General features: G+C 48.9%; 9 protein-coding genes. 3 read left to right on the forward strand and 6 right to left on the reverse strand.

The features are described from left to right. Positions 1–33: 33 nt before the first annotated feature. From OCV37_RS19425 to OCV37_RS19440, 4 genes are read right to left on the reverse strand one after another with little or no spacing between them, the layout of a single operon-like run. Positions 34–465 (reverse strand): hypothetical protein, encoded by a 432-nt coding sequence (locus OCV37_RS19425; protein ID WP_038177710.1) that lies wholly within the window; start codon positions 463–465, stop codon positions 34–36. A gap of 10 nt (positions 466–475) precedes the next feature. Next, positions 476–5,290 (reverse strand): RHS repeat-associated core domain-containing protein, encoded by a 4,815-nt coding sequence (locus OCV37_RS19430; RefSeq protein WP_261888153.1) that lies wholly within the window; start codon positions 5,288–5,290, stop codon positions 476–478. Then, positions 5,287–6,039, reverse strand: a complete 753-nt coding sequence (locus OCV37_RS19435; RefSeq protein ID WP_261888154.1) for a DUF4123 domain-containing protein — start codon at positions 6,037–6,039, stop codon at positions 5,287–5,289. Before OCV37_RS19435 ends, OCV37_RS19430 begins: the two co-directional genes overlap by 4 nt. Further along, positions 6,027–8,084, reverse strand: coding sequence for a type VI secretion system Vgr family protein (locus OCV37_RS19440; protein WP_261888155.1), 2,058 nt, complete (start codon positions 8,082–8,084; stop codon positions 6,027–6,029). The genes OCV37_RS19435 and OCV37_RS19440 overlap by 13 nt, the downstream gene beginning before the upstream one ends. A gap of 344 nt (positions 8,085–8,428) precedes the next feature. On the opposite strand from OCV37_RS19440, the gene OCV37_RS19445 reads away from it, so the two are divergent. Further along, positions 8,429–8,713: a DUF1289 domain-containing protein gene (locus OCV37_RS19445; protein WP_390902297.1), complete on the forward strand. Its 285-nt coding sequence runs from the start codon at positions 8,429–8,431 to the stop codon at positions 8,711–8,713. Positions 8,714–8,724: 11 nt separating this feature from the next. Here the strand turns inward: OCV37_RS19445 and OCV37_RS19450 are convergent, their stop codons facing one another. Continuing rightward, positions 8,725–9,084 (reverse strand): HopJ type III effector protein, encoded by a 360-nt coding sequence (locus OCV37_RS19450; RefSeq protein WP_038184599.1) that lies wholly within the window; start codon positions 9,082–9,084, stop codon positions 8,725–8,727. Between the two features lie 286 nt (positions 9,085–9,370). On the opposite strand from OCV37_RS19450, the gene OCV37_RS19455 reads away from it, so the two are divergent. Next, on the forward strand, positions 9,371–11,329 hold the full coding sequence (locus tag OCV37_RS19455; protein WP_051680784.1) for a PAS domain-containing sensor histidine kinase: 1,959 nt from the start codon (positions 9,371–9,373) through the stop codon (positions 11,327–11,329). 51 nt (positions 11,330–11,380) lie between these two features. After that, positions 11,381–13,330 (forward strand): sensor histidine kinase, encoded by a 1,950-nt coding sequence (locus tag OCV37_RS19460; protein WP_038184596.1) that lies wholly within the window; start codon positions 11,381–11,383, stop codon positions 13,328–13,330. Between the two features lie 21 nt (positions 13,331–13,351). Here the strand turns inward: OCV37_RS19460 and OCV37_RS19465 are convergent, their stop codons facing one another. Then, on the reverse strand, positions 13,352–14,911 hold the full coding sequence (locus tag OCV37_RS19465) for a DUF3369 domain-containing protein (RefSeq protein ID WP_038184594.1): 1,560 nt from the start codon (positions 14,909–14,911) through the stop codon (positions 13,352–13,354). Positions 14,912–14,931: the final 20 nt, after the last annotated feature.

Genomic DNA, 14,931 nt, shown 5'->3' on the forward strand with positions numbered 1-14,931 from the left:
AATTGTAAGGTTCACTAAATATAATATTCACACCTAAATTGTAAATTTTTCAGGTTTAATAACTTCAAATCCATTAGTAATCAGCTCACTCCCCCAATGCTTATACATTTTTAAATATATAATTTCAAAAAAAAGTCGAGGATTATTGATTACCCATGAATATGGCAGACAAAAATAATCATCTCTCTCATAAATCACAGAATTAAAGTCATAATGTGAGTCACTCAGAGCTTGTGCTAACATTCTAAGAAGTTCATATTTATGCTCTAATGAAAATTTAGACAGCCTTCCTCCATTAAAGAATTTTTCATCAAGTAAATAGCTAAGCTGGTCAAAATCATTAGGATCAAATTGACTCAAGTATTCACCTAATGTTTCTTCACGATCATAAACATCAAAATCGCCAAGAAAATAAGCAGGAGTAACAACAAATTCAATATCACTATCGGGAAATTTTAAACTCATATTTAAATACTCATGGTGTTGGATATCCGGTAAAAGGTTGTCCCGTTCCTGCATCAAACCGGATAGTCCATTTTGTATAATTTGGATTAAAATGAGGCTGGCTTAGATTTTGACGGTTTTTAGTAAATCCCCGACCTACAGTCTCATGATATGTCCCTGTTACAACCGGATTACCCTGACTATCAAATCCATTATATTTGGGTAGCCCTCTAGCCTCTCGCGTTATCGCCTCATTAATGATATTTCGTTGAGTCTGCCAATCTTTAAATTGTGAGCTAGGTTGAGGGAATCGTCCCGGAGCTCCTGTCCTAGGATGAGATCCATCAATTGCTCTACTAGCTAAATTGGGTCTTAATGGAATATCAGGTCCATGCTTATCTACAAAGTGAGGATTTAACCCAGGATAACTTTGCCCCAGGTTTACTTCATACTCTCTAACCCAACGTTCTGCATTTAATTCCACTTTCTGTGCAATAAGCTGCTGCCTTTGTTCTCGAGTTAATTCTTTGAATTCAGAATTTGAAATATCAGGCCCACAACATGGCTTTTGACTTAACCCCAACGGATCCACCCACCCCGTCGGGTTTTTCACATACTGGTAGTTGTTTAAACCACCTGCTAAACCAATCGGGTCGGGAGTGATAAAGCGTCCGGTGCCCGGGCTATAGTAACGGTGACGGTTGTAATGTAAACCCGTTTCTGCATCATAATACTGCCCCTGAAAACGCAGCGGGCTGACGATTTCTGCCTTGCGCTGATAAGCCACATTGCCGTAACTGTGGTAATCCACCGACCAGGTAACACGGCCTTCTGCATCGGTAATTTCCAGTGGTGTGCCAATCTGGTCAAGGTGATAGAAATAAGGTGTGGCGTTGTCTGCCCCTTCACCGGTCACCAGTGCCAGCGGTTTAAAGCTGCCGTACTCGTACAGATAAGTCTGGTAGTGATGCTCTCCCGACTCTGCCAGCAGTTTATCTCCCTGCCACAGAAATTCAGTTTGCCGGGTCTGCCCGGTTTTGTCGGTAACCGCTTTATGAATCCGTCTGCCGAACGCGTCATATCGATATTCAGCGCTGCTGCCGTCAGGCTTTTCAACTTTGATAAGCCGGTGCTGACAGTCATATGCATAGGTTGTGACCAGAGACTGCTGGGTGCCCCGCGCTTCCTGTATCAGGTTACCGAACTCATCATACTGATAATGACAGTCCCCCTGAAACAGCAGTTGGTTGCCGGACACATTGCTCAGTCGGTCTTGTATCAGGTTACCGGCCGGGTCATGAGCAAAGCTCTCGCTGATATTGCCGCGCACCTGTGTCAGGCGGTCTAACGGGTCGTAGTGATATTGCGTCACCCCGCGCAGGTTATCTTCCACCTGCGTCAGGTTACCCGAGCGGTTGTACTGGTAACGGCGGAATAACGTCTGTTGCTGCGCCTGACTCACCCGGTGCTCACTCAACCGGCCCAGCTCGTCATACTGAAAATGACTGGTTAACGCGCCCTGTGTCCGGCGGGTTTCCAGACCGCTCACCTGATATTGGTGTTGCGTCAGGCAATGCCCGTTCAGGCTGACCTGCTGCAACCGCCCGTGCTGAAATTGATAATCAATCTGCTGACCGTCCGGTAACAGATGGGCGGTTAAGTGGCCCATCGCATCATAACGGTAACCGGCACTCGCCCAGCCCTGATGCTCAACCGTCAGCCGACCCATCACGTCATAGGCATACGCCAGCGGCCACTGACCGTCATCCACCCCGGTCAGATTGCCCGACAAGTCATAGTGATAGCTGATAGTGGATTCATCCGGCAGGGTTTTCTCAATCAATTTGCCCTGCGCATCATAGGCATAACGGGTGGTCAGCTCCCCGCCTTCCCGGCCGATTTCGGTTTTCGCCGTCAGTTGGGTGTGACTGTCATATTCATAGACGAACTGACGCCCGTCAAAAGTCACTTCCCGCTGCACATGGCCGGTCGGCGTATAGTCTATCTGGTAGCGCTCACCGCGCTCGTTGATAATGGCGCTGACAAAGTGGAACGGGTTGTCATAACGGTACTGCACCGTACTGCCGTCCGGGTTGGTTTTCTGCGTCACCAGATGCAGCGGGAATTCATAGTCATAGGTGGTGACCCGCCCCTGCTCATCGGTGAATCGGGTCACCTTGTTGTAAGCGTTGTATTCATAGCACCGGGTCTGTCCGCCGGGCAACACCTGTTTGGTCAGACGCCCGCTGCGGTCATAAGCAAGCTCCGTCACCCCCTGACTGTCATGGCGCAGCCGCAGCCGCCCCAAAATATCGTAGCGATAACGAATCACCTCCCCTTGTGGTGTGGTCTCATCGACCAGATAACCATTGCGGTTCCATGTCAGCTGGTGCAGGCCGCCATCCGGGTAGATGATGCGCTCAATCAGGCCGTGGTCATTGTAGTCATATCGGGTGGTGTGACCGAGCGGGTCGGTCTGCTCGATAATATGTCCCCACGCATCATGACGGTAACGCCAGATGGCCTTGTCCTGCTGCACCTGACTCAGCAGGCCGTTTTTATAGCTGAAATGGGTGGTTAAACCATTGGGCGCGATTTTTGCGACCAGCTCACCGGCATCGTTATACACCGATTCGGTGACATTGCCGAGCGCATCGGTCTCCTGAATCAGCCGCCCTTTGTCATCGTAGGCCTTGAGGTATTCACCGCCACTGCCGTCAACTTCTTTAATCAGCCGGGCATTGCCGTCATGCTGGTACACCTGCTGTGAGCCGTCACTGTTGGTCAGCGTCACCGTGCCGGCATCTTCATCCCATTCATAGCGGGTATCCACCTGCGTCAGGTTACTGAACTGACGGGTCGCCCGGGCCTGCTTTCCTTCGCCCTGCCATTCCCAGCGGAATATCGCCCCGCCGGCCAGCTCGCGCGACTGAATCACATGCTGCGCATCGTAGGTGTAGCGCTCCGTCTCACCACTGGCATTGGTGGCCGTGATAAGCTGCGACTGCGCGTTATAGCCATAACTGACCTGCGTCTGGACAAACTGCCATTCATCCTGCTCGGCCAGATAGGCATACAAATCCACCCGGGCAATCAGGTCATGCTCGTAAACCAGCTCAAATCTGAGATTGGTCTCGGTTGAAATCCGCACCGGACGGTGCTGACGGTCATAACTGAGACTCAGTGTATGGTCATATGGGTCTTTTATCGAGGTCAGCCTGCCACTGTCACCGCGCATCTGAAAGGTATAAAACCGCTCACCACTGGCAATGATGATGTGTTGCTTATCCCGGCCTAAAAAGGCGGCGGCTCCGGCCATGCGGTTGGTAATCGCCGGCAGTTGTGCTGTCGGTTTGGGGAAGCGGGTCAGTTTGCCTTCGCCGTCACGCCAGACCAGCGCATCGCCGTCCACCGTCAGCTGGTGTGACAGTGAATGTGACCAGCCATAACCGAGCCCGACATTGGTTTCCACCGCCCCGGTCCGGTACAATCGTTGCCACTCAAACGGCAACAGGCCAATCAGGTGGCCGTCCGTCAGTGACAGCAGCTCTTCACCGGTTGCCATCGATATCGGGTCTTTGTCGCACACCGTGGCTTCACTGTTTTGTGTCGAGCGCCCTGATTCATTCGTCGCTGCACGGCTGTCATCCGGCAGTGTATCATGATCGCCATGGAGCTTGGTATTCGGTCGGTTATTGGCTTCAAATTCAAGCGTGCCGTTGTGATAAGCCCCCTTTCCGCCGCGGTTCATCGCGATCCGCTTGAATTTATCACTGGCTTTCAAAATCAGTTTCTTGGCAAAAGCAAAGATTTCTCCAATCACATCCAGCAGCGGTTGAATCACTTTTTTAATCGCCACCCCGGCGGTTTTTACAGCCCGGTAAGTCGCATAAGCAACCCCTGTCGCCGGTGTCGCAATAAAGGTCACGATGACACCACCCAATAGCCCGAGCAGGACACCGGCCAGCGCATTACCACCCATTTCAGCCAGTTTATTCAGCATCCCGGTCAGCGGCACCATCGAGATATACGCCATCATCGCCCGGACAAACAAATATAATGCCGCTTCATCAGAGGCAAACAACAAGGCTTTTTCCAGCATATCCGGGGTATTGCTGGCTGCATTTTTAATTGCATCAATCAGGTCAGCAGCACCATCAACCATATCCTTCAGCGCTTTTTGGGGATCTTTGAGCATGTCATAAATTTCACCAATCCCATCCCACAACTCTTTTAAGGCTTGCCAGATCCCATCGGCAAAATGGCGGATCACCGATAAAACCGACTGCGCTGCGCTATTGGTAAAATAGCTGTCCCATTCGGGCTTGAATGCCTGCCACTTGCCGTCCAGCCAGCTCACTAAATCACCGCTCAGCTCATCGTAATGCGCAAACAGGCTGTCCATCTCTGCCGGGGTCGGTTTGTTATTGATCACTACTTCATAGTATTTGCCCGGCGTCAGGCCGGTGACTGTTGCTTTCCCCTCGGCATCAAGGGTTACCGTCCGGGTTTCACTGCCGTCTTCGGCTTTGATAATCGCATCAATGCCGCCTAACGGCACGTGGTAGATCGACTGAAAAACACTTTGGATTTCGAGATTGCCGCTGAGCGGACAACTCACCTTGGTCGCATAGTTCGCATCATCTTTCCCCACTGTGGTACTGGCACCATTGACTTTGAGCTGTTTATCCATCGAAAACAGGGAAGGTAAATCTTGCCACTCACTGAAGGTATCCGCACTCTGGAAATACCACTTTTTAGTCATTTGCCGATATTCGGTCAGCAAATCAGGAAAGCTGTTCAACTGCTGATTGATATAATGATAAAATGCCTGTTGTTCACTCATGAGAGCATCCCTAACCGTTGTTGTTCTTGTTCTATCAATTGAATGAAAGCCGCGAGATAACCGTCTTGCTCTCCCTGATAACGCGCGACAAAACGCTCGGTTTTCTGACGTAAAACCGGCTCAGGATAGGCGTCATACCAAGCCTGCTGATACTCACTTAATCCCTGAAGGAGATTATTGACCAATACACCCGGGTCTTCGCTCAACCCTGCCAGCACCGCCTCGGGCACTTGCCACCAAGGGAAAGGCCGCTCCTGAAAATCGGCTGGCGCAGTGGGGGCCGGGTTCTCCACCCGGGTCAGCGTTTGTTGAGCCGATAAGCGCAGCCAGCATTGGGTCGGCCCCATCAGAGCGATGCGCTGCTCGTCATCGCACAGTGTCGCCACATCCAGCCCGAAACGCGGGTCGTAGAAGCGGAAAAACACATGCTCGCCGGATGGCAGCCACACATGGGTCAGGCTGCGAAAATGCGCCTGAACGGTGGCAAAATCGGCATGACTGCCGACTAGGATCCCCCAGTCCTCGCATGACGCCTGTTCAATCCAGTCAAGAAACGGGTGCTCAGGGGTGATCTGCGCGAGATTCGGCATCACTTCGCGCCACCCGGCATACGGCGTGCTCAGCCAGATACCCTGCGCATCACTGCCGCCATTGAGGTAAAACCAGCGCTGCGGCTGGCCGTCACTGGTTTCATTGAGAATGACGTACCAGTTTAAATCCGGGGTCAGTTGCTGATTTAAATCGCACATGCGCCATCCTTACATTTTTCACACTCTTCACAGAACGGTGCCGCAGCTTTCATCGTGGCAATCTGCGCCGGAGTCAGGATAGGCGCCGGGTTATCCGGCTTGGTGGTGATTTCATCGGGTAATTGCGCGGCTTGCCCGCCATACGCCACCGCACTGCCGGCACTGCCGCCGGCGTTGAGGTTAATCGCCGGGCCGGAGAGGTTGACACTGCCGCTGTCGATACTGATAAAACTGCCCCCGGCGGATAAGGTCAGACCGGAGCCCGCCTCGGCAACGATTTTAGCCCCGCTTTTCAGGGTAATGGCACTGCCGGTCTCGACCGCCGTCAGGCTGCCGATTTGCTGCGCCAGCGAGCCGCCGATATCGTGGGTCTGGTCTTGGGTAATTTTCAGGCGCTGCTCACCATCAATGGTGAGATGGTCATTCATCTTGATGTGTTCATAACGGTCGTTTTCCACCGTGAAATGGCTGTCGTGACGAATCAGCGTGGTGGCGTCGTTTTCAATCAGCGCTTCGGTGTCTTTCTGGGCATGAATATAGACTTTTTCATGCTCGGACTGGTCTTCAAAACTCAGCTCGTTAAAGCCTTCGCCCTGATGGGTTTCGGTGCGCAGCACGGTTTTGGTTTTGTGCTCGGGCAACGGGTAAGGCGGCACCTGAGTGGCATTGTAAGCACGGCCGGTCACCAGGGGCTGGTCCGGGTCGCCGTCGAGGAAATCCACAATCACTTCGTGGCCGATGCGCGGCACGGCAACCATGCCGTACTGACTGCCCGCCCACTGTTGTGACACCCGCACCCAGCAAGAGCTCAGCTCATCGCCGTTGCTTTCGCGGTCCCACGGAAAATGCAGTTTCACCCGGCCATGCTCGTCACAGTAAATTTCTTCACCGGACGGGCCGACCACGGTCGCCACCATCGGGCCGTCCACCCGGGGTTTATTCTCTACCGGTGACAGCCATAAACTCTCACCGGGAATGGCGGTAAACTGGTTGGCATAGGTGGTGGCCCCGCTGCCGCCGGACTCTTCCAGTGCCTGCGGCTGACTGCCCTGATGGGCAATTTGTACCACCAGCCAGCTCTGATTCATCGCCGCATCAAGGTGCTCGCTGAGTTCAAACCGCACCCCGGCCTGTAACATCGCCTGATTACTTTGACCGCGGGCGGTATGCGCTTCGCGCCGCAGCGCATCAAGGCGGATTTGGCTGAATGCTTTGCCGGTCGCGTCATCTTTATAGCGCCCCGGCGCATCGAAGTGCTCGTACGTGGTGAGCTGGTAATCGAGATTGCTGCCTTCAACGCTCTGTTTAAAACTGTAGGTCGGCTTTTTAAAACTGTAGTCCTGCAACCACACCGCGCTGACCTCTGACTGCTTGCGCGCCGTCATTGCAGAAACATACGGCGTCTCAGAGACGCCGCCGGACAGCACGTTATACGGCACCGTCCCGCCGAGCCGGGTAAAACCTTCCGAATTATCGGTCACCACCAGCGTATGTTTGTCGGTGTCATGGGTGAAGGTGTACATCAGCCCTTCTTCAGCCGCCAGACGGTGGAAGAAATCTAAATCGGTTTCGCGGTATTGCACGCAGAATTCATGCGGCTGACTTTCCCGTTTGGTGGAAAAGGCATAATCGGTGATGTTCATTTCCTGTAGCAGGACGGAGAGGATTTGCGGCACGCTTTTTTGCTGGAAAATACGGCTGTTGTGACGCAGCGAGAGCCGCTCAAGCGACGGCACCAGCGTCAGAGAATAAAAGGTGTGATGGTGGCCGGTATCGCCGCGGCTGAAATTACGGATGATGCCGTGCACCTTTTGCACCACTTGACCGTTGCGCAGCACTTCGAGCAGCGCCGTGGTATCGACCATTTGCTCAAAAGTTAAATCACTGTTGCGACTGGCGAGTTCAATCTGATAACGATAGCCGTAAACCGGATGCCCGCCGGCGTCCACCGATGCTGAAACGGATTCAAATCCCTGATAGTCACGCACCACCAATGACGTATCATTGACCCCATTGATCGTGAGCCTGAAACCTAACGTTGCCATGCAGAAACCTTTGATGTTTTATTTGAGAATATTGATGTTTTATTTTAATGCGCTCAGAAACTGCCTTCTCACTCAGGAAAGAGCCAGTCCATTGAAAGTCCGAGCTTTACTCAACAACTTGCCATTGTATGCAATTTATTTTATGGAATTCAGCCTTTATTAGTTCATTTTCATTACCGGGCGCATTTTATTGAATGCGCCTCTCAATTTTTCACATTACTTGTCAACCCTGACCCGATTACAAAATATTGCAACATGACAAGACAATCTCTTATAGTGTCTGCCATTACAACCAATGAGTCAGTTAAATCGAAGTGTCGGGAAAAGCAATTAAATCGCCGTGTGTGGCAAACTGTAAAAATGAAGATGGCCTGTGTTCGGGGTGCTACCGAACCATGGAAGAAATTCGGCAGTGGCGTCATTATACCGATCAGCAAAGAGAACAAATTATACAGCGGTTAAGCGGCACGGAGACCTCTCATGCTTGCCCGCAATGTGGTGAGCCGACCTATTGCGGTATCAGTGCCGGCGAATCGGACTGTTGGTGTTTTCATATCTCAACCCGCGAGAAAACGGGGGCAACCCACTGTCTGTGTCGTCGTTGCCTGTGCCAACAGCCGCTGCGATAACCGGCTCCGTATCAGTGGCAACGTGATGATTTTGCCGCTAATGCCTTCCCCTCAAACCGAACCCCTTCCCAACCGGTACGGATAAAGTTGCGGATATTCTGATGGTCCTGATTTTCCGGGTGTTGCAGTACGTCCTGCCGATAAAAATCACCAAAACAAGCCAGTGTTTCTTCAGCACTCAACTGATGTAGTTTTGCAAAAGAAAAGATTTTACAGGAGCCTTGATTTTCATAGGCCTCATTCACAACGTCTCCGTTGCTAAATCGGGTTGGTGTGAAATCATAGTGTTCATCAATCACACGCATTACTTCAGAAAAATCAACTTGCTCTGGAGACGTGCGGATCATGTCTAGTAATTCATTGAATGTCATATTAATTTTCTCTACTGCTGCCGAGGTGGTTCGTACCATGCTGAGTCTAACAAAGATAGTGTTGTTTAGTCATACAAATAAAGGCATCGACTGCTTTCCGGCATAGAAAACCATGTTTATTTCAGAGTCCTTCTGTGAGTCCTTCCAACAGAATCAGTTTTTTTTTAGTAACTATTGAGCAGAAAAACTCAATGTCATCAATAATTAAATTAGATGTGCTCGCTCTGATAGCAGCACGTCTCTTTAAAATGATGAAGATACGGACTGAAAGCAGGGCCTGACACATATGCCATCAAAGACTGAAAAGCCAATACTCGACGCAGATCATGAAACGGAAGAAATGAAATCCATTCACCCATTACGGAGCCGTCTGGGACGAAGAATCATTTTTATTTTGGTATTACTCAGTGGCACAATCACTTTTTTGGCGACCTTGGCACAACTCTATTTCGATTACAGCAAACAATTCAGCAATGTTGATCGACGCCATCAGGAAATCCGAAATATCCACACGCACCTGCTGGCTTCATCACTATGGAATTTTGATCTCACTATATTACAACAGCGGGTCAATGGACTGATTAATCTGCCTCATATCGATTATCTGGAAATACAGTCTGACAACTATAAAATCAGCGCAGGGAAACCGGTGACCGGCAAAGCCGTCAGCCATATCTATCCGCTGACATTTCAAGATCCAATCACCGGGAAATCAGAACAAATCGGGACGATTCGCGTTGAGTCGGATATTCAGCAAATCTATAACTCACTGTTGAATGACTTTCTGGTGATTCTGTCAATTAATACCATTAAGACAGCACTGGTCTGCTATTTGATTCTGATCGTGTTTCACCACAGTATCAATCAGCGAATTTACGCGATTGTCCGCTACCTGAGACAGTATAACCCCAGACACAGAGCGCATCCCCTGCGCGTCTACAACTATCCGGTGATTACGCAAAAAAATGACGAGCTATCACTTTTATGTAATGAAACCAATAAATTAACGAGAAATCTGACGGTTTTGTATCAGAATATTCGCTTCGAACAGACCCGTTTGGCGGATTTTGCCCACGTCTCTTCTGACTGGCTGTGGGAAACCGATTCAGCTTTGAAACTGGTGTATTGCTCAGAAGCCATGCTGACTGCACTTCACTTACCAGAAAACCATCGTTTGGCATTCCATGAAATTGAGCAATTTCAAACAGCGACTCAGTTACAGCAATTCTTAAACGGCAAGCAAAACTTCCACCATTGTGAAGTCGTTCTCAACCTGAACGGACATAAGATGTGGTTAATGTTTCAGGCCCAAGCGCGCTATGACAATGAATATAACAATTTCTTAGGATTTCGCGGCACAGCACTGAATATTACTGAACTCAAATCGGTCCAAGCGGAACTAGAGCAACTCAATCAAAGTCTGGAACACACCGTTCAGGAACGGACGCAGGATTTGGCTCAGAGTCTCAAACAACTCAAACAAGCACAGGCGCAACTGATCCAGTCGGAAAAGTTGGCCGCACTCGGTGGCTTGGTCGCCGGGGTTGCGCACGAGGTGAATACGCCGTTAGGTATCGCAGTCACTGCGACATCGATCATTGAGGAAGTGACGGAGGAGTTTGAACGGGCATTTCGCGATCAAACCTTAACAACCACTCAGTTTGTTGAACTGACCGAAAGAATGAAATCGGGCTCAGAATTACTGCAAAGTAATCTGAATCGGGCATCAAAGTTAATCCGGGACTTCAAACAAACTGCCGTCGATCAGGTTTCTGAAAACCGGAGCCAGTTTCATATTCATCAGGTACTCATGGCATTAATTACCAGCATGCATCCAGAAACCCGGAAAATTCCAGTGTCCCCCCAACTCGAAGGAGATGAAACACTGACGATGACGAGCCTGCCGGGGACATTAACCCAAATCATCTCGAACCTGATTATGAATAGTGTGATTCATGCGTTTGAAGGTGACCATCCATCTCCGGAAATTCGGATTAAATTCTATGCCCAAGATCAGCATATTATTTTTGAATATCAGGATAACGGCATTGGAGTACCCCATGAATTGCATGAGAAAATTTTTGAACCGTTTTATACCAGTAAAAGAGGTCATGGTGGCTCAGGGTTGGGGCTCAATTTAGTCTTTAATCTGGTGACACAAAAACTGAAAGGCCACTTAAACTTTACCTCAGAGCCGGGTCAAGGCGTTCTATATCGCATTCAGCTGCCGAAGACATTGGACTAATCACAATGCATCTCCTCAAGATGCACAATTGCCGGCTAGGGTTACAAGGATATGACAACAGGTAAATACAATACTGAATTGACTTCCCCGCTGCGGAGCCGTCTCGGACGACGCATGATTTTCATTCTGATTCTGATCAGTAGTGTGTTTACATTGATTTCTACAGGAACCCAGCTCTACTTCAATTACACACAGCATATGGATAATATCGAAAAACGCCATATGGAAATTCAAGACGTGCACACGCATGTACTGGCTTCGTTTATTTGGAACTTTAATCTGTCGCAACTACGACGGAGAATGGAGCATCTATTACTTTTATCCGATATTGACTATTTAGAGGTTGAATCCGGTAACTACAAAATTGCCGTTGGTCAACCGAACAAAGCCACAGTGATCAGACATATTTACCCCCTGACTGTCCGCGAACCGGTAAATGATGAAACAGAGTTGATCGGTACCCTTGTTGTTGAATCGAACCTCGATTATATCCACCACACACTGATTCGTGAGTTTTTGACGACATTAGCGATTAATACCATCAAGACTATCATCGTCTGTTACCTGATCCTCGTTATTTTTCATCGCAGTATCAACCAACGGATTTTTTCAATTGTTCGCTTCCTGCAACACTATAATCCCATGAAACCGGGACAGAAGCTTAAAGTCTATCAGGCTCCATGGATTACACAGCATGATGATGAGTTATCGTTATTGGTCAAAGAAACGAATAAATTAACTCAAAACCTCGTGTTTTTTTACCAGAGTAATCACTTTGAACGAACTCGCTCGAGACATTTTGCTCACATCTCATCGGACTGGCTGTGGGAAACAGACGACTCACTCCAACTGATTTATGCCTCAGAAGGGATGTTGAAAGCCTTACACCTCTCAGAAGCTCATCCGACTGCTTTCGAGCAAATCGAAGCGTTACAATCGGCAGAGGATTTACACCGTTTTCTCAGTTACAAACGGAGTTTTCAGCAGTGTGAAGTCACCATCATCTTAGATGGCATGCAGCAGTGGTTTGTATTTCAGGCTCTCGCTCGCTATAACGACGTACATGAATTTCTCGGATTTCGCGGAACAGCGCTGAATATCACGGATCTGAAATCCGGGCAGCAGGCCTTAAAACAGCTTAACCAGGCACTGGAATATAAAGTTCAGCAACGCACTGACGAGCTGGCTCAAAATATGGAGCAACTCAAACAAGCTCAGACCCAACTGATTCAGTCCGAAAAATTCACTGCACTCGGTGGACTGGTTGCCGGAGTTGCGCATGAAGTCAATACACCTCTAGGGATTGCTGTAACAGCGACATCCGTCGTTGCAGATATCAGAAAAACACTAGAAGAAAGCTTCCATAATCAGACCCTCACGACCCATCAGTTTAAAGAACTCACTCAGCGCTTGAATTTAAGTGTCGACTTGTTGAAAAGTAACCTCACCCGAGCATCGGGATTAATGCAGAACTTTAAACAGACCGCGGTCGATCAAATATCAGAGAGCCAAAGTCAATTTAACGTTTATCAGGTTTTGCAGGCTTTAATTGACAGTATCTCTCCGGAGACCAGAAAAGTCCCGGTGACTCCTGAGCTGGAGGGGGACAAGGATTTGATGATGAATAGTTTTCCGGGAGGATTAACTCAAGTCATTGCCAACCTCCTCATCAACAGTACACGCCATGCGTTCACAAACGGAAATCAGCAAACAGAGCCGCAAATTGTCATTCGTTTTTATACCGAGGAAGAATCAGTTATTTTTGAGTATCTCGATAATGGCGTCGGCATCCCCGAGGATCTACATCAAAAAATATTTGAACCATTCTACACCACCCAGAGAGGACACGGTGGCTCGGGGCTTGGCCTGAGTTTAGTGTTTAATCTGGTGACCCAACAACTGCAGGGAACCTTACAGTTTGCATCAACGCCCGGGCAGGGTCTGCACTACTGGCTCAAGCTCCCTAAGCAATTAACGATTCAAGAGGAAGAAACAGTATAGTTGCGATGCAACGTCAATCCGTTAATCAGGCAGACTGTCCCGAATCGCCACAAATTCATCCCAATGTGCAACAAACAAGTCAACCAGTTGCGGATCAAACTGCTTCCCCCGTTGCGCTAAAATTTCCTGTTTGATCTTGTCGTCTGGCCAACTTTCTTTATAACAACGCTTAGCACCTAAAGCATCGAACACATCAGCCAAGGCGGTAATTCTGCCACAAATCGGAATATCGTTTCCCGACAGCCCATGCGGATAACCGGTACCATCCCACCGTTCATGGTGATATTCAGCGATATTTTTCGCCATCACCATCAGCGGACGCGCAGACTGACTCAGAATCTCAACACCATACTCCACATGTTTTTGCATGATTTTCCATTCTTCTTCATCCAGCTTGCCATCTTTGTGCAAAATGCGATCAGGCACAGCGACTTTCCCGACATCATGTAATGGTGCGGCATGTTTGATCATTTTGACCTCAGTTTCAGACAAACCACACAACTGGGCCAACCGCTCACTATACAGAGAAACTCGCTGAACATGAGCACCGGTCTCTTTGCTGCGAGCCTCGACAGCATTGGAGAGGTTATAGACCAGCTCGACTGAGGTTTCCTGCAAATCAACAAACAAATTAATATTGTCGAATGTCATACAGATATTCTGCATGTATATTTCCAGCAACTGCTTATCAAGTAACGAAAGTTCACCGTTTAAATTGACATAGAGAAGATTGGTCACCCCCCGTTCATCACGGGTATGAAACACATAAGCGTCGCCGTAGTTGTGTGAAGCACCTTTGTCTAACACTTCCTGACACCGCTGGGACACAATGTCGGGTAACACACTAAAGCTACACTCTTTATAGAAGGAAACATATTTACCGGTCGCAGCAAGGGTAAGTGCTCGCTCACCCTCGCCGCCGTCATGGGGATACACGATGCAGTAGAAAGCAGAGGCTTCAAGCCCGAGAAGAGAGGTCAGTTGTTTCAATACCGTCGTAGCATAGGTTTGCAATGTTCTGGTATTTTGAACTTTAGCTGAGGCTTCAATGACTCTGCTTAATCCCTCCTTTTGTTCTTCAATAAGACATAAGTCCCGGTATGCTCGCAGCATTGAATAGAGTAATGTGCGTAACTTCTGTGTGGTGAGATCGGTTTTTTCTTTGTAGTCATCAATCTCATAATCCTGAATCACCTTCTCTTCCGGCGCCTGCCCGGCCTGTCCGGTCCTTAAGACCAACCGGATAATTCGATTGCGACAGGTCTCCCGGATGAACCGAACCAAATCCAGTCCCGCATGTTCCGTTTCCATCACCACATCGATCAGCGCCAGTGCAATATCATCTTCTTGTTTAAAGATTTCCTGAGCTTCACTTCCGGAATACGCAGAGATCAGTTTCAAAGGGCGTTTCTGAAAAACAAAGTTACTCAATGCCAGTTTGGTGATCTGGTGCATTTGAGCGTCATCATCCACCAGTAACACTTTCCAAGGTTCTAAACTTTGATCATTAGCCGATGAATGGCTATCTTTATTTTCTTCATGATCTGAAGGCGTTGAACGCATATCCGCAAATAATTCCATAATCACCTCTTTTTCATCGA

It is taken from the genome of Vibrio rhizosphaerae, assembly GCF_024347095.1.
GTDB classification, from domain to species: Bacteria; Pseudomonadota; Gammaproteobacteria; order Enterobacterales; family Vibrionaceae; genus Vibrio; species Vibrio rhizosphaerae.